This window comes from Zymobacter palmae (genome assembly GCF_003610015.1).
In the GTDB taxonomy this organism is placed as follows: domain Bacteria; phylum Pseudomonadota; class Gammaproteobacteria; order Pseudomonadales; family Halomonadaceae; genus Zymobacter; species Zymobacter palmae.
In genome coordinates, this window is record NZ_AP018933.1 from 389,087 (window position 1) to 409,638 (window position 20,552).

Sequence of the window (20,552 nt, forward strand, 5' to 3'; positions counted from 1 at the left end):
ATGGAAGGACGTTATATGTGAGTACTTGGCTAAAGGAAGAGGTTATTCTAGCGGCCGGACCTCCTTGTCACATGATATGAGATATTCCCTAGCGATATGACGTCGACTTATTTTGTTATTAACGATAGGAATAGTGTCGACGAAGCTGATGTTTTCTGGAATTTTATAATGAGCGATCTTGTCCGCTAGATAATTTTTTATTGCTGTTGATGAAAGCGTTTTTCCGCGGTGCATTTCGATCATGGCAATGATGGATTCCCCCTTTGCAACGTCAGGAATAGCGAATACCACTGCCTTGGCAATATCCGGATGCCTTAATAACTCTTCCTCAATTTCCAGCGGATAGACGGGATAGCCCGCGATCTTGATGAGATCTTTCTGGCGGCCAAGCGCTTCTAGGCAACCATCAGCATGTCGACGCACCAGATCACCAGTAGGGATCCAGCCGTCCTCATAAACGGGTTCAATGCCTTTGTCTGTCCATCGCCCTGCCGTTTTGGCAGGAGATTGAACGAACAGCTCTCCTACCTCGCCATCTTCCCCATTATCAGTAACGATCTTGATGGCTGTTGTGGGCAGCGGCCAGCCCAGGGTGGGCGCGGAGGCTTTGGTCAGATCGGGGTGGTGGATGGTGATGCAACCCTGTTCAGTTTGGCCGTACGAGTTCTGCAGGTGGCCGCCGAACGTGGTATGGAAGCGCTGGGCGATTTCGAGCGGGCATGTATCGCCACCCGATACGCAGGCTGTGGCGCTAAGGACAGGTACATGGTCAAGCTCTTGGGCTGCAACGGTAAGATCATGGAAATTGGCTGGCGTGCCGGTAAACCACGATAACTGGTAGGTGTTCAGTACCTTGAGAACGGTGTGGGGGGCGTGGTTATCGGTCAAGATGACAGGGCGATGCAGGCTTAGCGAAGCCAATGACGTCTGAATGGACCAAGGGCTGATGACATCGACCATGGAGTAGAAGGGGGCAGTGTTGGTCGCTTTGACTGATAGCGCCATGGTTGAACATACGATATCAATGATGGCGCTTATGGCTCGGCGGGAAAAGGCAAATCCCTTAGGTTGCCCCGTAGTGCCTGACGTATAGAAAATGCTGGCAATCAGATCGAGTGATAGCGGTGGCGGTGAAAAAGAGCCTCCCGCCTGTAGTAGGGAGTGCCAAGACTGTGCTTTGCCGGTCGGCGTTTTCATGCCAATGACCCAGCGACCCTCCAGCGTGCAGGCTTCGTCGATCGCTTCTCGGTTGGCTGTGTAGCTTGTGGTATCTCCTAAGTAGAATCGTGCCCCGCTATCCGAAATGATTTTGCTGATGTCTTTATTGGGAAGATGAGGATTGGTTGGTACGAATGTCGCGCCCGTAGCTAGGCATGCATAATAGCTCGCGATAAGTTCGATTCTATTTTTGCTGTGAAGAATAACTCTGTCGCCAATACGTAGCCCTTTTTTTACTAGGCCACACGAAATAGCCTCTATTAGCAAAAGTAGTTTTTGATACGATACGGATCGGTTGTTGTGATGAATAATAGCAGGTGAATCGGGGTGAGCTGATACGACTTTAGTAAATGAACGAAAGGGCATGTTAGCCTCCCTCATTTAATACGGTTATTTGCCTTTAAATCAGCAGCTGCAAGATTAATAACAAGAACGTTATATAAGCGTCAAACGCCAAAAGTACAGTGTTAAAGAGAGAGCAAAAAAAGGCGTAAATGCGCAAATATAAGCGCATTTTTCTTGCGTGGTTACTGTTAGATAACTCTTTGTTCCCTTAAGGAATTTTAAGAAATGGAATAAGTCGGCTGTCCTTATGGAGAGGGCGCGCAGCGAAATCCTGTAGGGATAAATCCATTTTCTATGCGCTTTTTTACCATCTGGTTACATCAGCAAAAGTGCGCCGTTAAAGGGCTAGAAGGCATCATTTCGGGGCATTTCCCCCTTAGAAAAGGGTGGTTATGGACGTAGAAGGCAACCGCGCATGCACGTCTGAGGTTCTTCGGGTGCACCGAAGGTATTGATCTGCCTGGACGCCGCGTCATTCACAGGATGAAGGTCGTGAAAGGGGATTGTGATGACGTTAGCGTGAGGGTATAATTCTTCGCCTTAAGCTCGTCGTGCTCCCTGTTAGATGGTTTCCAGAGTGGAACCACTTGAAGCAGGTCGACCCAAGTAGCAAAACAGATGAGTCCTTTGGAGAAGACCATGTACGCAGTTATCAAGAGCGGCGGTAAGCAGTACCGCGTTCAGGAAGGCCAGACCATCAAGCTCGAAAAGCTGGAAGTGGCTACTGGTGAAACCGTTACTTTCGACGAAGTCCTGCTGGTTGCTGGCGACGACGTCAAAGTAGGCGCCCCGGTTGTTGACGGTGCCAAGGTTACTGCTGAAGTCGTATCTCACGGCCGCGGTGATAAGGTCACTATCATCAAGTTCCGTCGCCGTAAGCACCACATGAAGCGTCAGGGCCACCGTCAGTGGTTCACCGAAGTCAAAATCACCGGCATTTCTGCCTGATTTCTGACACGCATTTTCTACGAACTCACTTGAAGGAGCACTACAATGGCTCACAAGAAGGCAGCAGGTAGTTCGCGTAACGGACGCGACTCCCAGTCCAAACGCCTCGGCGTAAAACTGTTCGGCGGCCAGGCTGCTACAGCAGGCAACATCATCGTTCGTCAGCGCGGCACCAAGTTCCACGCTGGTACTAACGTGGGTGTTGGTAAGGACTACACGCTCTTCGCTCTGACCGACGGTAAAATCAAGTTCGAAACCAAAGGTCCGAAACAGCGTAAATTCGTCAGCGTCGAACCGGCCTGATGATCGCGTAAACGGGTGGGCATGCTGACTGGCATGGCCAGTATCAGTGCCGCCTGGAAAGCCCCGCACACGCGGGGCTTTTTTGCATGTGTGCTTGCCGGTGCGAATGGCCGTCACATAGAAAAGGTCATCGGTATGCCGGTGCACAGACAGTATTCGGGAGATAGCGCATGCAATTCGTCGATGAAGCCACGATTACGGTAGAAGCAGGCAACGGTGGTAGTGGCTGCCTGAGCTTCCGCCGTGAGAAGTTCATCCCCAAAGGCGGTCCCGATGGTGGGGATGGCGGTCACGGTGGCACTGTCTATCTGGTGGGCGATGAAGCGCTCAATACCTTGATTGACTTCAAGTACCAGCGGTTCTATAAGGCTGAAAACGGCCGCCCCGGTCAGGGCAGCCAGATGAGTGGCCGGCAGGGGGACGATCTGTACGTCAAGGTCCCTGTGGGCACTACGCTTATTGACGTCGATACGCTGGAAGTCATCGGTGACGTGACAGAAGCCGGGCAGGTGATCAAGGTGGCGCAGGGTGGACGCCGTGGTCTGGGGAACATTCACTTCAAGTCCTCGACCAACCGCGCACCGCGCCGTACGACACCGGGAACGCCGGGTGAGCGCCGCGAGCTTCGTCTGGAGCTCAAGCTGATGGCGGATGTGGGTCTGTTGGGGCTGCCGAATGCGGGCAAGTCTACGCTGATTCGCTCGGTCTCTGCGGCTCGTCCCAAGGTGGCGGACTACCCGTTCACGACCCTCGTACCCAACTTGGGCGTGGTCAAGCTGGATCGTCACGCGCACTTCGTTATGGCGGACGTGCCGGGGTTGATCGAAGGGGCATCGGACGGTGCTGGGCTGGGGCTGCGTTTCCTCAAGCACCTGACCCGTACACGCCTACTGCTGCACGTCGTCGATGTGATGCCCGTGGACGGCAGTGATCCCGTTGAGTCCGCTCAGCTGATCGTGCAGGAGCTGGAACAGTTCTCGCCGACGCTGGCTGAACAGCCGCGTTGGCTGGTACTCAACAAGCTGGATCTGGTGGCCGAAGACGAGCGCCAGGCGTTGATCGACGATATCGTCGGCCGTCTGGGCTGGAACGGTCCCACCTTCCAGATTTCAGCCATCGCGCGCGAAGGCTGTGATGAGCTGATTCAGGCGATCTACCGCTGGCTGACCGAGCAGCGCGAACTGATCGCCGATAATGAAGACGCCGCCGAGCACGAGCGTAGTGTTCGCGAGCGTATGGAGCAGGAAGCGGTAGAGCGTACCGAGGCGCGCCTGGCATGGCGCCGTCGTCAGAAAGGCCTGGATACAGAAGCATGGGATGACGACGACGATGATGATGACAGTGACGTCGAGGTCGAATACGTGCCCTGATGACGTAGCTCAGGGCGTGAGCTAAACCAGAACGGAAGCTATATGACATCCCCTAGAAAAGAGCGTCAGGCTCTTCGTGATGTGAAGCGTGTTGTGGTCAAGATCGGCAGTTCTCTGTTGACCAATGATGGACGTGGGCTCGACGGGCGAGCCATTGGCAGCTGGGTCGACCAGCTGGTCGGGCTGTTGGCGAGAGGTATCGAACCGATCGTCGTCAGTTCGGGGGCCGTTGCTGAAGGTATGGTGCGGCTGGGCTGGCATGAGCGACCTACCGAGTTGCACGAGCTGCAGGCGGCCGCATCGGTTGGCCAGAGCGGCCTCGTGCAATGCTGGGAGAGCCACTTTTCTCGTCACGGTATCCGCAGCGCTCAGGTGTTGCTGACGCACGATGACCTGTCGAGCCGTCGTCGCTACCTCAACGCACGCAACTCATTGCATACCCTGACCGACATGGGGGTGATTCCGATCATCAATGAGAACGATGCCATCTCCACCAAGGAGATCAAACTCGGCGATAACGATACGCTGGGGGCGCTGGTCGCCAACCTGATGGACGCTGATGCGCTCATCCTGCTGACCGACCAGACCGGGCTCTACGATGCCGATCCACGCAAAAATCCGCACGCGAAGCTGATCGAAGAAGCGTTGGCGGACGATGAGCGTCTGGATGCCGTCGCCGGCGGCGGTGGCAAGCTAGGGACCGGCGGCATGGCCACCAAGCTCAACGCTGCACGACTGGCAGCGCGCTCTGGTGCCATGACGATCATTGCCAGTGGGCGTGAGAAGGACATTATTCCACGGCTGTTGGAAGGCGAACGTCTGGGAACGCTGCTAAAACCTGCCGATGAACCATTGAAGGCGCGCAAGCGTTGGATTGTCGGTCAGATGCAGTCGCGGGGCACGGTTGTGCTCGACGATGGTGCCGTGCGTCACCTGTGTGACAACGGTGCCAGCCTGCTACCCGTCGGGGTTAAGGCGCTGCGTGGGCGTTTCCGTAAGGGCGATTTGGTGACCTGTGTTGATCAGCAGGGGCGCCGGATTGCCAAAGGGTTGATCAATTTCGACCGCAACGAAGCCGAACGTATTCTAGGCGTCAGCACTGACCACATCAAAGAGTGCATCAACGGTGAGGTCGCGCATCACGGTGAACTGATTCATCGCGATGATTTGGTGCTGATCTGATACCGCGATTTCGATCGCCGTATAAGGCGGCCGGTACGTTCGGTGCGTCACGTGTAACACGCTGTCATGAAGGCTGATCTGCGATAGGGGCCAGCCTTCATGCGCAGCGAATGTCAAGGAAGGTGGTCGTAGTGGTTGGCGTTTATAGCGCTTCACTGATAGAATGCGGCATCCTCTCAGACATGGCCCACGTGGCGTGACATCGCTAGGGCGATGTCGATCACAGGACCTGAATGTCTGAACTCCGCGCAGGCACTGCATTCGTGGTGTTGGCGGCAAGCGTCAGACGCAGCAATATTCCATAGATTCTTATCTGTCATATCTCCGGGAGTAGACAGTGGCGAACAGTAAACAAGCCCGTAAACGTGCACGTCAGGCAGAAGTCCGTCGTCAGCACAATGCAAGTCAGCGTTCCGTAGTTCGTACCTACGTTAAACGCGTCCTGAAAGCTGTCCAGGCTGGCGATCACGCCGCTGCCATGGCTGAATTCCGCGTTGCTCAGCCGGTCCTCGACCGCATGGCTGACAAAGACGTCATCGCCAAGAAAAAGGCTGCACGTCTGAAACGTCGTCTGAACGCACGAATTAAAAACCTGGCGGCCTAAGCCGGACAGGTGTTGCATGAAACCGGCTCCGGCCGGTTTTTTTGTATGTCTGCCTTATGGATTATCAACAGGCAGTCCTCTGCACCCCGTCCGAGGCGTAGTGGTAGCGAATCATTTCTACGCTTCCCTGTCACAGGAACATCGTGTTTTCGCTGTGGTATCTGTCCCTTTTCCGTCAAAGAACGGTAGGGGTAGGTGGCGTATCGAAAGCGCGGCGTGCGAGCGCTATCCGCTGTTGGCTCAACTACGCTGTCGAGGTGCGATCGGAGCATCTCTCGCAGAGTGCTGCCTATGATCGGTCCGTGTTTATTGCGGGCTGAATCATAAAAAGGTGGCGTCGATGCGGGTAGCGCTCAGGGAAAGGTCTTGGATATCGGGAAACATCGACTCATGGCAAAGGAAAAGTCGGTAGGGCTGCTGCGTTCGGGAATGGTCGTGGGCATCATGACCATGCTGTCGCGCGTGTTAGGTATGGTGCGCGATGTGATGGTGGCAGCGCTATTGGGCGCAGGGGGTACCTCTGATGCCTTCTTCGTCGCGTTTCGCATCCCCAACCTGATGCGTCGTTTGTTTGCCGAAGGGGCATTCAATCAGGCCTTTGTGCCGGTACTGTCGGAATACGCCACCCGCGACAACCATCGTGAAACACGGGATCTGCTCAATGCCGTTGCCGGTAGCTTGGCAATTGTGCTGGCGATTGTGACGGCACTGGGCATGCTGTTTTCATCACAGCTGGTGTATATCTTTGCGCCTGGTTTTCGTGAGCACCCCGATCAGTTCTTGCTGACGACGCAGCTGCTGGAAGTTATGTTCCCCTATTTGCTGCTGATCTCACTGGCCGCTTATGCGGGGAGTATTCTCAACAGCTGGGGGCGCTTTTCGATTCCGGCGTTGACCCCCATATTCCTCAACGTGACCATGATCATTGCCGTCAAGGTCGCACCGCTGTTTCCGGAGCCAGCCAAGGTGCTGTCATGGGGCGTATTGGCGGCGGGGTTCGTACAGCTTGGGTTCCAGTTACCCTTTATCGCCAAACTGCGGTTGCTACCGCTTCCCAAGCCCAACTTCCGTCACCCGGGGGTGAAGCGGATACTGAAGCTGATGGGGCCAGCGCTGTTCGGGGTCTCCGTGGCGCAGATCAACCTGATGATCAACACCATGCTGGCGTCGATGTTGACGGCTGGCAGCGTGACCTGGCTCTATTATTCCGACCGCATGACCGAGCTGCCGCTGGGGGTATTCGGGGTGGCGATCGGTACCGTTATCCTGCCGGCGCTGTCACGACGCCATGCGTCTCAGGATCGAGATCATTTTGCACGGATGTTGGACTGGGGCATCCGCATGGTACTGCTGGTCAGCGTGCCTGCCGCGGTCGCCATCTTCCTGATTACACAGCCGCTGCTGATCACACTGTTTAAGTACGGCCGCATTACTGTGCATGACGTTGAGATGACCGCTCAGTGTCTGCGGGTAATGTCGGTGGGGATCGTGGCTTTCATGCTGATCAAGGTGCTGGCCCCCGGCTTTTACGCTCGCCAGAACACGCGAATGCCAGTCAAGATCGGCATGATAGCGATGGCAAGCAATATGGTCTTCAACCTATTGCTGTACAAGCATCTGGCCCATGTCGGCCTGGCTACTTCCACCATGCTGTCGGCGTGTCTGAACGCGGGTATGCTGGGGTGGGCGCTGTACCGCGAGAAGGTGCTGGTCTTCCAGCCGGGCTGGTGGCGTTTTATGCTGAGACTGGGCAGTGGCTGCGCGCTGATGGGCGCGGGGCTAGTACTGTTCACGCCCGAACGCCAGCAGTGGCTGGAATGGAGCATTTATGAGCGTGCATCGGTGATGACGCTTGAAATCACCGTCGCCATGGTCGGGTACGTCGTCTGGCTGTTCCTAACCGGCATGCGGCTGCGCGATTTCAGAATGCAGGGCTGACCGAGCCTGAACGATATTTGGCGGGACAAAGAACGTATGGAACTGATCAGAGGCGTACACAACCTGCGTCCCGAGCACCGGGGCAGCGTGGTAACGATCGGCAACTTCGATGGTGTGCACAAGGGGCACCAGATGTTGCTGAACCGTTTGCGCCGTCTGGCCGATCAGCAGCATCAGCCATTGACCGTGGTGCTGTTCGAACCCCAGCCGCGTGAATACTTCGGAGCCGATCAGGCACCTGCGCGACTAACGCTACTGCGTGACAAGGTGCGTCTGCTGGCACGCTGCGGTGTCGATCGCGTGCTGTGCCTGGCCTTCAACCAGCGCCTGCGTGAGCTGTCTGCCCAGCAGTTCATTGAGCAGATTCTCGTGAAGGGGCTAGGTGCGTCCTATGTCGTGGTGGGCGATGATTTCCGGTTCGGCTGTGATCGCAAGGGTGATTTCACACTGTTGCAGCAGCAGGGCATGCAGCACGGCTTCCACACCGAGCATGCGGCGACCTTCCTGCTCGACGATGAGCGCGTCTCCAGTAGTCGTGTACGCACGTTGTTGGCGTCGGGCAATTTTCGGCAGGTGGCCTGCTTGCTAGGACGCGCTTTCTGCTATGAAGGGCGAGTACGCCAAGACCGCCAGTTGGGGCGAACGCTAGGCGTGCCGACCGCCAACCTTCCGCTGCCCATGAAGCCGCCTGCACTGCAGGGTGTGTATGTTGTGGCGGTGAAAACGGAAGATGGGCAGGTGTACTGGGGCGTTGCCAATATCGGCTGGCGTCCGACTGTGGGCAGCACGCGCCCCGTGCTGGAAGTACATCTGCTGGACTTTTCAGGGAATCTCTACGGCCAGCGGCTGACGGTCATTCCCTGTCAGCGGCTGCGTAGAGAGATGCGTTTCGATGGCATTGACGCCTTGCGCGCACAGCTGATGCGTGACATTGATGCCGGACACCATTACGCCGAGCGTATGGCCGCCGGAGCCGAAGGTTCATCACGTCTGAGCGCGCTCTGCCGTGACGATGCCGACGGCTGGACACTGCTGGCGACTGCGCCGGCCGTGACAGAATCTGCGTCCTGACAGGGCGCATGCTGTATCTACATTTCCAATTGACCTGAATCAGGCGACGAGTTGTCCATGAGCGATTCCAAGAACGACCGCAAGGATTACAAGCATACGCTGAACCTGCCTCAGACCGACTTCCCGATGCGGGGTGGTCTGCCGAAGCAAGAGCCGCAGCGATTGGCCCGTTGGACCGAGATGGACCTGTACGGCATGATTCGCCGCGCGCGCAAAGACAAGCCGCTGTTCTTGCTGCACGATGGCCCTCCCTATGCTAACGGTGACATCCACATTGGTCACGCTGTCAATAAGATCCTCAAGGACATCATCATCAAGTCGAAGACTGTCGCAGGCTTCGACGCACCCTATGTGCCGGGCTGGGACTGCCACGGCCTGCCAATCGAGCACAAGGTCGAAACGCTGTACGGCAAAGACATGTCCGCTGCCCGTACGCGTGAACTGTGCCGTGAATATGCCGCACAGCAGGTCGAAGGCCAGAAAGCCGGGTTCGTTCGCTTAGGGGTTTTGGGCGATTGGAATCACCCGTACCGCACCATGGATTTCGATAATGAAGCGGGTGAAATCCGTGCGCTGGCGCGTCTGGTCGAAGAAGGTTATGTCTTTAAAGGCCTGAAACCGGTCAACTGGTGCTTCGATTGCGGTTCTGCTCTGGCGGAAGCCGAAGTCGAATATCAGGACAAGAAATCCGATGCCATCGACGTTGCGTTTGAAGTGGCACCGGACGACAGCGCTAAACTGGCGGCAGCTTTCGGCCTGACGTCGCTGCCGAAAACGACCTCCATCGTTATCTGGACCACCACGCCGTGGACTATTCCGGCCAACCAAGCGCTCAACGTTCACCCCGACTTCGTCTACGTGCTGGTCGATACTGGTGATCGCATCCTGCTGCTGGCCGAAACGCTTTATGAAGCGTGTCTGGAACGCTATGGCCTGACCGGCCAGGTTATTGCGCGTGCTCAGGGTAGCACGCTGGATCACATTCGCTTCCAGCACCCGTTCTACGACCGCGTTTCCCCAGTCTTCTTGGCGGAATACGTCGAAGACGGTGCTGGTACTGGTATCGTTCACTCTGCACCGGCCTACGGTGAGGACGATTTCTATACCTGCCGCCGTAATGGCTTCACCAACGATGACATCCTGAACCCGGTACAGTCGAACGGTCACTACGTGGACGATCTGCCGTTCTTCGGTGGCATGTTCATCTGGAAGGCCAACCCGCTGATCATCGAGAAGCTGCGCGACGTCAATTCGCTGATGGCGCACGATCCGATCGTGCACAGCTACATGCACTGCTGGCGCCACAAAACGCCGCTGATCTACCGCGCAACGGCGCAGTGGTTCATCGGTATGGACCACCAGCCTGAAGAAGGCCGCGCCACGCTGCGCGAAGCGGCCAAGCAGAGTGTCGAAGACACTCAGTTCGTTCCGGCGTGGGGCAAGGCGCGTTTGCAGGGCATGATCGAACAGCGTCCTGACTGGTGTATCTCTCGCCAGCGCAATTGGGGCGTACCGATTCCGTTCTTCCTCCACCGTCAGACTGGCGAACTGCATCCGCGTACCGTCGAGCTGATGGAAGACGTTGCACGTTTGGTCGAAAAGTCGGGCATCGAAGCATGGTTCAGCCTTGATCCGGCTACGCTGCTGGGCGACGACGCCGACAAGTACGAGAAAGTGACCGATACGCTGGACGTATGGTTCGATTCCGGAACAACGCACTACCACGTTCTGCGCTGCTCGCACCCGATGGGACATGAAGAAGGCCCGCGTGCCGACCTGTACCTCGAAGGCTCCGACCAGCACCGTGGCTGGTTCCAGTCCTCGTTGCTGACAGGCGCAGGCATCGACGGCCACGCGCCGTACCGTTCGCTGCTGACGCACGGTTTCACCGTGGATGCTCAGGGCCGCAAGATGTCCAAGTCGATCGGCAACACGGTTGCTCCGCAGGAAGTCATGGACAAGCTGGGCGCAGATATCTTGCGTCTGTGGGTGGCGTCGACCGACTACAGTGGTGAAATGGCGATCTCCGACGAGATCCTCAAGCGCACGGCCGATGCCTATCGTCGTATCCGCAACACGGCGCGCTTCATGCTGGCGAACATCAACGGTTTCGAACCGGCCAAGCATAGCGTGGCACCTGCTGACATGCTGGCGCTCGACCGTTGGGCCATCGACCGTGCCGCACAGCTGCAGGAACGCATCCAGAAAGCGTACGAAGAGTATCGCTTCCTGGATGTATATCAGCAGCTATTGACGTTCTGCTCCAGTGATATGGGGGGCTTCTACCTCGACATTATCAAGGATCGTCAGTACACCACGCAGGAAGACTCGCTGGCGCGCCGCAGCTGCCAGACGGCACTGTTCAAGATCCTCTCTGCGCTGACGCGCTGGATCTCTCCGATCCTGTCGTTCACCGCCGAAGAGATCTACGGACTGCTGCCGGGCGAACGTCTCGAAAGCGTACATCTGGAAGAGTATGCCGACGACCTGACCTGCCTGCCGAACGACGATGCGTTCGGTCGTGAATTCTGGGAAGACGTGATGGCCGTCAAACATGCGGTCAACAAGTGCTTGGAAGACGCGCGTAACCAGGGACTGGTCAAGGGCTCGCTGGATACTGAAGTAACGCTGTTCGCTAACGACGCGCTGCTGACAACGCTGGGCCGTCTGGAGGACGAACTGCGTTTCGTACTGCTGACATCTGACGCGATGCTCAAGCCGCTCGCGGACGCTGTGGATGCAACGGATACCGAAATCGACGGTCTCAAGGTCAGCGTTCGTGTCAGCCCGTATCCGAAATGCGAGCGCAGCTGGGAGCACCGTCCGGAAGTCGGTCAGGATCCTGAGCACCCGACGCTGTGCGCACGCTGCATTGCCAACCTGCCGGAAGGCCCGGGCGAAGTCCGTCACTTCGTGTGACGTGCCGCCGGTAGCGCTTGATCGGGTACTCGTGGACACTTCCGGCCTTGGTCGGGAGTGTCTCGGTCTCGCTGATGTGAGCGCTGTCCATGGGGACTGGCAGACGGCGTAGGTCGAGGTCGCTTTCTTTAAGCGCGCATGGCCTGCGTCCGGATCATTGCAATGGCAGATGCCGAGGGGTATCTGCCATTGTGTTTCCTATCACTTCTATTGCAGGGAAGCGATGTCATGAGTAGCCACTCGAACGGACATCAGATGCCAGATGGAAAACCGATGAAATCGGCGATCAGCTGGATCTGGCTATCGGTGCTGATGATCGTGCTGGATCTAGGATCGAAGGCACTAGTAAGACTTTATCTGGGTGAGAACGACGCGGTCACGGTTATTCCGGGCTTCTTCGATCTGCGCCTGCTGTACAACTACGGTGCAGCGTTCAGTTTCCTTGCGGACCATTCCGGTTGGCAGCGCTGGCTGTTCGCCATCATTGCCATTGCCGTCGTGATTGGCATGATCGTGTGGATGATGCGCATGCCGCGTAACCGCTACTGGCAGGCCATTTCAGCTGCGCTGGTGGTTGGCGGTGCCCTTGGTAACCTATATGACCGCGTGTTGGCCGGTCGTGTCACAGACTTTCTGTCATTCCACTGGCAGAATACGTACTACTATCCCGCCTTCAACATTGCTGATTCCGCCATCGTGGTGGGCATGCTGATGCTGATCTGGGATAGCTTGCGCCGTAAGAAACCCGCCGTTTCCGATCCGGCAGCGTGATACCCATAGGCTGATACCCGCACCGCAGACGGTGCCGGGTCACTTCTCGCCTATTCAAAGACCTCGCTGTCCTATCCTAGAGATAAGGACAGCGCTTTTATGTCTGAATACGCCGTGCCACGGTGGTTCATTACTGCAACGAGGCCTTTTACCATGAGCGATTCAACGCCATCCATGCGGATCCTTCTCGCCAACCCGCGAGGGTTCTGCGCGGGGGTCGACCGTGCGATCGACATCGTCAATCGCGCCCTCGATATCTTTGGCGCGCCGCTCTATGTCCGCCATGAAGTTGTCCACAACCGGTTCGTCGTCGATACGCTGCGCGCTCGCGGTGCGATTTTCGTCGAGGAGCTGGATGATGTGCCGGACAACACGCTGGTGATCTTTTCCGCTCACGGGGTACCGAAATCGGTGCAGCAGGAAGCCGAAGCGCGTGGGCTCAAGGTCTTCGATGCGACCTGCCCGCTGGTCACCAAGGTGCATATGGAAGTGCTGCGCTACTCGCGTCATGCCCAAGAATGCATCCTGATCGGTCACGAAGGGCATCCGGAGGTGGAAGGCACCCTCGGGCGCTACGATCACAGCTTCGGTGGGAATATCTACTTGGTGGAAGATGCCGAGGATGTGGCTGCGTTGAACGTGAAGGATCCCGAGCATTTGGCGTATGTCACTCAGACAACGCTATCGATGGACGACACTGCTGCCGTTATCGACGCACTGCGTGACAAGTACCCCGCCATCAAGGGGCCGGGCAAGGATGACATCTGCTATGCCACGCAGAATCGCCAAGATGCGGTGCGCCAGCTGGCCGCGGACAGCGATGTCGTGCTGGTGGTCGGCAGCCCCAACAGCTCCAACTCCAATCGTCTGCGCGAACTGGCCGAGCGGATGGATACGCCTGCTCACCTGATCGACGATGCCAGCCAGATTGACCCCGCATGGTTTGAAGGCTGCACTTCCATTGGCCTGACCGCGGGTGCGAGTGCCCCAGAGATACTGGTGGAAGGTGTCATCAATCGTCTGCGCGAGCTGGGAGCGGGACTGCCTGAAGAGCTAGAAGGGCGTAAGGAAACCATGACCTTCAACCTGCCGCGTGAACTGCGGACAGGGATTATTGCAAGCCACTGATATCACGTTGTTTGAGCGAAACGAGTCAGTTGTTCCGGCCCTTTCGCTCAAACATTCTTCATTTAAGAAGATAATTTAAGAGGAGTGGGGGGCTTTTCTGATTTTCAGTGTGCTTCTTATTTTTATTCGTCTCTTTATTTCCTTATAAAGACGGCCTGTAAAAAAAGTGGGCTTTCTAGTAATGGATAATTCCCATGGTATTTCTGCAATAAATTGGAATAAAATGCTGTCTTTCTGTACCGCGAGCATTTTGAATATGCCGGTGGAATAAGGGACGAACATCGTCATGCTGTCCAAAGTCGATTTTTTATGTAGATCGACATGCGATATATAAAGGGCTTCTTCAAAAAGACTGTCATCTGTTGTAAATAATATGTAAGTATCATTGCCAGCATCAACACACGCTTCTAATAGACAGCCGGGTACCATGATACCCGTATCGCTGTTTTTTATGCGTATTTCCGAACATGATGATTTATACTGGGTACGGTCAGTTCTTATGATAAGTTGAACATCTATAGTATTGTCTTTCATATCAACTCCAGAGATTACCAGCGCCCCACGCGGCAAGTGCACCTCCAATAAATCCACCTACGATGACGCATACAGGGGCACCTGGTCCACAGACTAGGCCTGCAGCAGCTCCTCCCGCCCATCCTCCGGCTAGCCCCGATCCCATAATGAATGTTTGTCGCCCGGCTTCATTCAATTTGTCATCTGCGTTGTATACTTCACATATAGATATAGCGATAGACAAGAATAGAAGACCTTTCCCCACACGAGATAAAGTCCCCATCCTTTGGTTTACAGCACTGTTCGATCTTCCAGCAGATTCAACGATGTTTGCATAGACGCTATTTTGCTGTTCGGCAGAAAGCGCTTCAAATGGGATATGCTTGCCATACATGGATGTCGCTTTTTTTATGACAAGCTCTTCTAGCGTTTTCCCGGTAGCTTTCAGTTGGTGAGCCATTGCTTGGCCCAGAGGAGTGCTCCTTTGTCTGATCAAGTCCATTATTACATTGCGCGTCTCCTGAGCTTCTTGAGCCGCTTGTTTCCATGTTGTAGAGCCATTGGCGACTTTTTCTTTTAGACTGTCAGACATTTCTTTTATTCGTCTCGAATACTCAAGACGTAAATTTGGATCGATAGTTAAGCGCGCTGCGGCAGTAGTCACATCGCCTTGCAACATGTTTATAGCATCTTCGAAAACATCTTGGCCGTTATCATTTTTCATTATCCCTATTCTTCTCAATTGTGGTGAATAGATGTGTGATTGTTTATAACAGTGCGTCATTTATTATAATGGTTGACAATGAGTTAATATGAGTCGTCGGAGATTTATTGTTCTATGGTTAATGGTGCTAAAATTACACCCATAATGAGTTAAATCTCTCATATTTGACTGTTGTAGGTAACTCGCTCTCTTCCTGTCTCTAGAACGGCTTTGTCTTGTCGTAGACATTCTTGAGCACAGACAGGAGGAAGCACTATATGCCTTTGTTAGCGCATGACGTAAATGACCGCGGTTTTATGCTATGGGAGGCGTTGGTCAGCTGTGGAGTACTGGCGGCTATGACGCAGGCATTGATGAGCGTTTCGTTGGCAACACTCAAAGCGGAGGGCGTTCGGCTTCACCAGCAGGCGGCGCAGCGCTGGGCACTGTCGACGGCGGATCAGTTGGCGGCAGGCGTTTCGTTGGCGGGTCGGGTGGCCCTGACAGACGCGTTGCTGCCATCGGGTGTGGCCTGTCTGAGTGAGCATCCTCCTTGGCGGCTGTTATCTGTACGCTGGCAGCGCGATCGGCAACAGCCCCTGCCGGAGTGCTATGGGGATTGGCCACTTGCGCAGCAACTGTGTCTGGATAAGGAGCCCTGCGCATGAAGAGGGCCGTTACTGTTTTCTCACCATGGGTGAACCTTGAACGGGATGTCGCGCAGGGTGGAACTGAGGCGGGGGGAATGCTGCTGCGTACCCTTGTGGCCCTAGGGTTGGGGGCCCTACTGCTGTCGGTCGCGGCGCAGGTGGCTCTGATGCTGTGGCACCACTCGGCAGCGATAGCGGCAGTCGAGCAGGCCGAGCTGCGGGCCGTAAGCGTGGCCGCTGAGCTGACGCAGGCGCTTGCTACGGCCAGTGCGCTTCCCGATGCGGTGCACTGGACGGTGGGGAGTGATGAGGCGTCTGCCTTGGTGGTGCTGTCTTCTGTGACTGGTACTACGGATAGTTACCGTTGGCATGCGGATGGCCGCCTTACCGTGCAGCATGCAGAGTTGCGTAACAGTGAGCGTCTCGCCAATGGGCTGACGCAGATGGCATGGCAGCCCGAGGCTACTGGTCAGGGTGGTTGGCTGCACGTTGAGGCTGCAAGCGATAGTCAACCTTTTCGGCTGGGGAATCATTATCGTACGGGATGCCATGCGGCGCTGGCTCAAGCCTGTTATGCACTCGATCGCTACGTGGCCCGCCCTGCCTTAGTCGACGGGCTGGGGGAGACATCGCCATGACGAGATATGCGGTACCGAGTGATGTCGGTGGTGAAAGTGGCTCTGTGCTGCTCGCTGTGGTCGGGTTAATGGCGGCGCTGGTGCTGATGGTGCTTTGTGCCAGCGAAGATGTTTTGGATGGCCTGCGGTTGGTGCAGGATCGTCAGCGGGTAGTGCAAGAACAGGTTGCGCTGGAAAATGAGTGGCAGTGCCTATGGTGGCACTGGCAGCAGAGCACGTTGAGTTTTCCACAGCCAGTGGCTGCCTGCGGGGCAAGTGCTCTGTCAGTAGGGGGGCTTAAATCAGTAGCGTGGGTCGAACCCTCGCCGCCGTGCCTGGCAGCAGAGGGCGAACGATGTACGGGAGCGTGGATCACGCTGCGTCATGCGCATGCTGATGACTGTCGTCTGCTGCAACAGTTCGTGCTTCGGCGCGAACGGTTTGAGCATGATCGAGTGATCGATGCCAAGCTGTGGCGTGGTCAGCGACGCTGGCAATCCTGCTCGCTAGCGTCTTCATGACGTGCAGAGCCGAACCGGTTAAAGACGAGGCGACGCCCCCTGCCGGACGCAGTACACAGTACGAACGTAGCGGTCAGCGCACTATCGAAGGCACGAGGCATGAAAAACAGTCGGTGGGCAGGGCCGGTAACGGCAACGCCGGTGGGCCAGTGGCGAGTGAGCAGTGGTGTACTGCGTGTGCCGGTGCGCAGTGTGATGCCTTGTTGCCAGTCGCTAAAGCCTTCGGGGTGCTGACTGTCCGAAAGTACGAGAGGTGTTCCGCGCAGGCGGGCATGTGTTCGGCCCTGCTGCATTAGCGCTGCCAGCTGACGCTCGGCAGCGTTGAGCTGAGCCGCTTCCTTGTGGTGGGAATAGGCTGTTACCCCGATAAAGGCCGTGGCGCTGATAAGGGCCATGGCGAGCAGAACGGACAACAGCGTATACCCTTGGTCATCTGCCCAAGGCGCACACGGTGAGATATACGGTAGCGGTCGAGATGGCATCGCTTGGCTCCATGAGACGAAAGAGGCGCAGCCCTCGAGGCTGCCTCAGAGTCGTCGTCATAAGGCCGAAGGTCTTGAGTCAAAAGCGAGAAGGGAAGCTCAGTCGCGGTGGAGTTGGTCCTGCTTGGCATGATCCAGCGAGCAGTAATAGCGCTCTGACCTATTTTGATCTGGGTTAGCGGGCAGGCGTACGGCCTCGCGATTAGCGATGTGCACACCGCAGAAGGCACAGCGCACCATGCGGATCGGCGCGCGCGTGCCAGCAGCACGGTCGCTGCGCATCTGATAGCGACGACGCTTGATGAAGATGATGGCCGCACAGATAAGGCCAGCGATCAGGACGTAGCGAAAAGGCATAAGCAAGGCTCCAACGGGGAAAACGGTGCCCAAAGGGCACCGTTACCGAGTCTCATGGGCACGCACCATTCGCCGTCTTCACTCGTTGAGCGACAGCGTGCCCTTCACATAGCGTGGATGGAAGATACCATCACGCACCTGCGGGTGATCCGGTTTGTTGTGCTCAAGAATGGCCAGTGTTTCCTGCGCTCGGTCCTTAGCACCCAGCCCCATATAGCCTTCGACCATCACGGCCAGCGCATCGGCGTTGGCGGAGGTCTGCGGATAGTGCTCGATTACCCAGCGACCGCGTTCGACTGCGGCAACATAGGCTTTGCGGCGCAGATAGAAGTCAGCGGCTTGCAGTTCATGGCGGGCCAGTACGTTGCGCAGGTAGATAATGCGCTGACGGGCATCCGCGGCATAGGGACTGCTAGGGAAGCGGCGAGCCAGTTCGCTGAAGTCGACGTAGGCATCGCGGCTAGAGCCAAGATCACGCTTGGAAATGTCGATCAGATCGAGGCTTTCTAGGCTGAAGCGGCCTGCTTCCCACGCGGCCAAGCCACGCAGATAATAGGCATAGTCGACCTGAGGATCGTTCGGGTGCAGGCGCACGTAGCGGGTTGCCGTCGAACGCACCAGTTCCCAGCTACCGATCTGATAGTAGGCATACATCAGCGCCAGCTGGGTTTGCTGTGCGTGCTGGCCAAACGGGTAACGGCTGTCGAGCGTTTCGAGCTGGGTGACCGCGCTGGAGTAGCGGCCGTTGTTCAACGCCTCGATGGCTTGCTGGTAAAGCTGTTGCTCTGGCTGCCGAGCAAGGACTTCCTTGGAAGGGCCGCTGGCGCATCCTGCCAGCAGTGCGGTGGCCAGGACAATGGCACTCAGTGAAGTGGCACGCATCATTTTCCTCTTGTCAGGCAAGCCGCGGCATTCCCGCTTCTGGTAGAATCGCCGCTCTGAATGTGTACGGTGTCATGCGGTCGGGGTGCGAAAAGCATCGCGCACGGTACGTTTCTGCCGGAGGCCTTATATGCCGACCGGTCGGAAGGCGTCCATGCCACCCGATGGCGTATGATGATACATCTACTATAAAGCACCCCGTGGTGTTATGACACCGCGTTGTCTCCCGGGGTTCTGTCCATCGACACCGTATAGTCCTGCACGATAATGCCCCGAGGATATGGCACATGACCGAGCCCACGGCCGAGATCATCGAACGCGAGGCGCAGCTGACGCGCGAAGAACATGGCATGCGCATGGATCAGGCGGCAGCAGTGCTGTTCTCCGAGTTCTCGCGTGAGCGCCTCAAACAGTGGATTGGCGAAGGGGCTCTGACCCTAGACGGCAAGACCGTCAAGCCCAAGGTAAAAGTGCTGGTCGGCCAGTGGCTGCGCTTGAAGGCGACCCTGCAGGCTGAAGGTGAGTGGGTTGCTCAGGATATCCCGCTGGATGTGGTGTACGAAGACGACAGCGTGCTGGTCATCAACAAGCCCGCTGGGCTGGTTGTACATCCGGCTGCCGGTAATCCCGACGGCACGCTGCTAAATGCGCTGCTGCATCACTATCCTGCACAGGAAAACATACCGCGTGCGGGTATCGTCCATCGCCTCGACAAGGAGACGACGGGCCTGATGGTGGTAGCGCGCACGCTGGAAGCGCACCACTCGCTGATCAATCAGCTCAAGGACAAAAGTGTCACGCGTGAGTACGACGCTGTCGTGGTAGGGGTCATGACCGCGGGCGGTACTGTCGATGCTCCGCTGGGGCGTCACCCCAAAGATCGCAAGCGCCAGGCGGTGGTGAGCAATGGCAAGCCTGCGGTCACGCACTTCCGCGTGGTTGAGCGCTTCTCCGGCCACACGCATATCCGTTGCCAGCTTGAGACCGGCCGAACGCACCAAATCCGCGTGCACATGTCACATGAAGGCTGGCCGCTGGTGGGTGACCCCGTTTACGGTGGGCGCCTGCGCTTCCCGCCAGGTGCTTCCGAGACACTGCGCGACGCGCTGAAAGATTTCGGTCGTCAGGCGCTGCACGCGCGTCGCCTGCGCTTCGAGCACCCGGTGACGGGAGAGGAAGTGATGTGCCACGCACCGCTGCCTGACGATATGGCGCAGCTGCTGGATTGCCTGCGCGAAGAATGATGCCGTTTTCTCAGGCGTCATCGGCTGATGGCGTCGCGGGAGCGGTGTGATAGGCTGATACCCATTGCATGCCTGCAATACGGGTATGCGACAGAGAGACTGACCGAGGAGTAGGGGTGTAATGTCCGACGACAAGGAACGCAATGAAGGCAGCATCGTCAACACGAAGCTGCTGGAAGCCACACTGGAAGCGCGCAAGATCTTCATCACCGGTGAAATCGAGCACAAGATGGCGCGTGAAGTCGTGCAGCAGCTGCACGTCATGGCGCACCTGAGCGACAAGCCGATCAAGCTGTTCATCAGCTCGCCGGGCGGTCACGTCGAATCCGGTGACATGATCTTTGACGCCATCCGCTTTATCAAACCGCGCGTCATCGTCATCGGTTCGGGCTGGGTGGCCAGTGCCGGGGCGCTGATCTATGCCGCTGCCGAGAAAGAAGACCGCTATTCCCTGCCGAACACGCGCTTCCTGCTACACCAACCGTCTGGCGGTTTCCGCGGTCAGAGCAGCGATCTGGAAATCTACGCGCGCGAAATCGGCATTATGCGCACGCGTCTGAACCGCATCTTCTCTGATGCGACAGGTCAGCCGATGGAGCGCATCGAAAAAGATACGGAGCGCGACTTCTGGCTGAGTGCCGAAGAAGCCGTCGAGTACGGTCTGGTACACAAGGTCATTCATAAAGAAGATGAACTGGGCCTCTAAGTCCAGATTCTTCATCGTTCATTTGTGAATGTCAGGAAAGGCGGGGCCACCAGTGTGGCTCCGCCTTTTTGCTTTCTATC

The 20,552-nt window shown here is 56.7% G+C and carries 21 protein-coding genes; 15 read left to right on the forward strand and 6 right to left on the reverse strand.

Annotation, left to right across the window (positions count from 1 at the left end):
* Positions 1-42 precede the first annotated feature (42 nt).
* The gene (locus ZBT109_RS01755) at positions 43-1,584 is read right to left on the reverse strand and encodes a class I adenylate-forming enzyme family protein (protein ID WP_051523667.1); all 1,542 of its coding nucleotides are present in this window, start codon (positions 1,582-1,584) and stop codon (positions 43-45) included.
* 618 nt (positions 1,585-2,202) lie between these two features.
* Between ZBT109_RS01755 and rplU the strand changes: the two genes are divergently transcribed.
* The 10 genes from rplU to ispH all read left to right on the forward strand — a co-directional run bounded on the left by rplU (position 2,203) and on the right by ispH (position 13,797).
* A complete protein-coding gene (gene rplU / locus ZBT109_RS01760) occupies positions 2,203-2,511 on the forward strand; it encodes a 50S ribosomal protein L21 (RefSeq protein WP_027704563.1) in 309 nt (102 codons plus the stop codon).
* 45 nt (positions 2,512-2,556) lie between these two features.
* Positions 2,557-2,814, forward strand: a complete 258-nt coding sequence (gene rpmA / locus ZBT109_RS01765; protein ID WP_027704564.1) for a 50S ribosomal protein L27 — start codon at positions 2,557-2,559, stop codon at positions 2,812-2,814.
* Positions 2,815-2,984: 170 nt separating this feature from the next.
* Entirely contained in the window at positions 2,985-4,184 is a 1,200-nt protein-coding gene (gene cgtA / locus ZBT109_RS01770; RefSeq protein WP_027704565.1) for an Obg family GTPase CgtA, read from the forward strand.
* A 42-nt stretch (positions 4,185-4,226) separates the two neighbouring features.
* A complete protein-coding gene (proB, locus tag ZBT109_RS01775) occupies positions 4,227-5,366 on the forward strand; it encodes a glutamate 5-kinase (protein ID WP_027704566.1) in 1,140 nt (379 codons plus the stop codon).
* Between the two features lie 337 nt (positions 5,367-5,703).
* Positions 5,704-5,970: a 30S ribosomal protein S20 gene (rpsT, locus tag ZBT109_RS01780; protein ID WP_027704567.1), complete on the forward strand. Its 267-nt coding sequence runs from the start codon at positions 5,704-5,706 to the stop codon at positions 5,968-5,970.
* A gap of 390 nt (positions 5,971-6,360) precedes the next feature.
* Positions 6,361-7,908, forward strand: coding sequence for a murein biosynthesis integral membrane protein MurJ (murJ, locus tag ZBT109_RS01785; RefSeq protein WP_027704568.1), 1,548 nt, complete (start codon positions 6,361-6,363; stop codon positions 7,906-7,908).
* Between the two features lie 36 nt (positions 7,909-7,944).
* Positions 7,945-8,979 carry a bifunctional riboflavin kinase/FAD synthetase gene (gene ribF, locus ZBT109_RS01790; RefSeq protein WP_051523668.1) on the forward strand — a complete coding sequence of 345 codons (1,035 nt, stop codon included), beginning with the start codon at positions 7,945-7,947 and terminating at the stop codon, positions 8,977-8,979.
* A gap of 57 nt (positions 8,980-9,036) precedes the next feature.
* Positions 9,037-11,898, forward strand: a complete 2,862-nt coding sequence (gene ileS / locus ZBT109_RS01795; protein WP_027704569.1) for an isoleucine--tRNA ligase — start codon at positions 9,037-9,039, stop codon at positions 11,896-11,898.
* A 228-nt stretch (positions 11,899-12,126) separates the two neighbouring features.
* On the forward strand, positions 12,127-12,669 hold the full coding sequence (gene lspA, locus ZBT109_RS01800) for a signal peptidase II (protein WP_232012855.1): 543 nt from the start codon (positions 12,127-12,129) through the stop codon (positions 12,667-12,669).
* Between the two features lie 174 nt (positions 12,670-12,843).
* Positions 12,844-13,797, forward strand: coding sequence for a 4-hydroxy-3-methylbut-2-enyl diphosphate reductase (gene ispH / locus ZBT109_RS01805; protein ID WP_027704571.1), 954 nt, complete (start codon positions 12,844-12,846; stop codon positions 13,795-13,797).
* Between the two features lie 75 nt (positions 13,798-13,872).
* Here ispH and ZBT109_RS01810 read toward each other — a convergent pair whose 3' ends face one another.
* Both ZBT109_RS01810 and ZBT109_RS01815 read right to left on the reverse strand, forming a co-directional pair.
* Complete coding sequence (locus ZBT109_RS01810) at positions 13,873-14,331, reverse strand: hypothetical protein (protein WP_051523669.1); 459 nt, start codon at positions 14,329-14,331, stop codon at positions 13,873-13,875.
* Between the two features lies 1 nt (position 14,332).
* Positions 14,333-15,034 (reverse strand): hypothetical protein, encoded by a 702-nt coding sequence (locus ZBT109_RS01815; protein WP_027704572.1) that lies wholly within the window; start codon positions 15,032-15,034, stop codon positions 14,333-14,335.
* Positions 15,035-15,291: 257 nt separating this feature from the next.
* Between ZBT109_RS01815 and ZBT109_RS01820 the strand changes: the two genes are divergently transcribed.
* Genes ZBT109_RS01820 through ZBT109_RS01830 form a run of 3 tightly spaced genes read left to right on the forward strand, consistent with a single transcriptional unit; the run spans position 15,292 to position 16,801 of the window.
* Positions 15,292-15,681, forward strand: a complete 390-nt coding sequence (locus tag ZBT109_RS01820; protein ID WP_027704573.1) for a hypothetical protein — start codon at positions 15,292-15,294, stop codon at positions 15,679-15,681.
* Complete coding sequence (locus ZBT109_RS01825) at positions 15,678-16,301, forward strand: hypothetical protein (RefSeq protein WP_145984464.1); 624 nt, start codon at positions 15,678-15,680, stop codon at positions 16,299-16,301. The genes ZBT109_RS01820 and ZBT109_RS01825 overlap by 4 nt, the downstream gene beginning before the upstream one ends.
* A complete protein-coding gene (locus tag ZBT109_RS01830; protein WP_027704575.1) occupies positions 16,298-16,801 on the forward strand; it encodes a hypothetical protein in 504 nt (167 codons plus the stop codon). Before ZBT109_RS01825 ends, ZBT109_RS01830 begins: the two co-directional genes overlap by 4 nt.
* On the opposite strand, the gene ZBT109_RS01835 is transcribed toward ZBT109_RS01830, so the two are convergent.
* The 3 genes from ZBT109_RS01835 to ZBT109_RS01845 all read right to left on the reverse strand — a co-directional run bounded on the left by ZBT109_RS01835 (position 16,762) and on the right by ZBT109_RS01845 (position 18,522).
* Positions 16,762-17,283 carry a GspH/FimT family pseudopilin gene (locus tag ZBT109_RS01835; protein ID WP_027704576.1) on the reverse strand — a complete coding sequence of 174 codons (522 nt, stop codon included), beginning with the start codon at positions 17,281-17,283 and terminating at the stop codon, positions 16,762-16,764. The two genes, ZBT109_RS01830 and ZBT109_RS01835, sit on opposite strands and share 40 nt — an antisense overlap.
* Positions 17,284-17,382: 99 nt before the next feature.
* Positions 17,383-17,640 carry a hypothetical protein gene (locus ZBT109_RS01840; protein ID WP_038277689.1) on the reverse strand — a complete coding sequence of 86 codons (258 nt, stop codon included), beginning with the start codon at positions 17,638-17,640 and terminating at the stop codon, positions 17,383-17,385.
* 78 nt (positions 17,641-17,718) lie between these two features.
* The gene (locus tag ZBT109_RS01845; RefSeq protein ID WP_027704577.1) at positions 17,719-18,522 is read right to left on the reverse strand and encodes an outer membrane protein assembly factor BamD; all 804 of its coding nucleotides are present in this window, start codon (positions 18,520-18,522) and stop codon (positions 17,719-17,721) included.
* 287 nt (positions 18,523-18,809) lie between these two features.
* On the opposite strand from ZBT109_RS01845, the gene rluD reads away from it, so the two are divergent.
* Positions 18,810-19,766: a 23S rRNA pseudouridine(1911/1915/1917) synthase RluD gene (gene rluD / locus ZBT109_RS01850; RefSeq protein ID WP_027704578.1), complete on the forward strand. Its 957-nt coding sequence runs from the start codon at positions 18,810-18,812 to the stop codon at positions 19,764-19,766.
* Positions 19,767-19,887: 121 nt separating this feature from the next.
* Complete coding sequence (locus ZBT109_RS01855) at positions 19,888-20,472, forward strand: ATP-dependent Clp protease proteolytic subunit (protein WP_027704579.1); 585 nt, start codon at positions 19,888-19,890, stop codon at positions 20,470-20,472.
* The last annotated feature ends 80 nt before the right edge of the window (positions 20,473-20,552 follow it).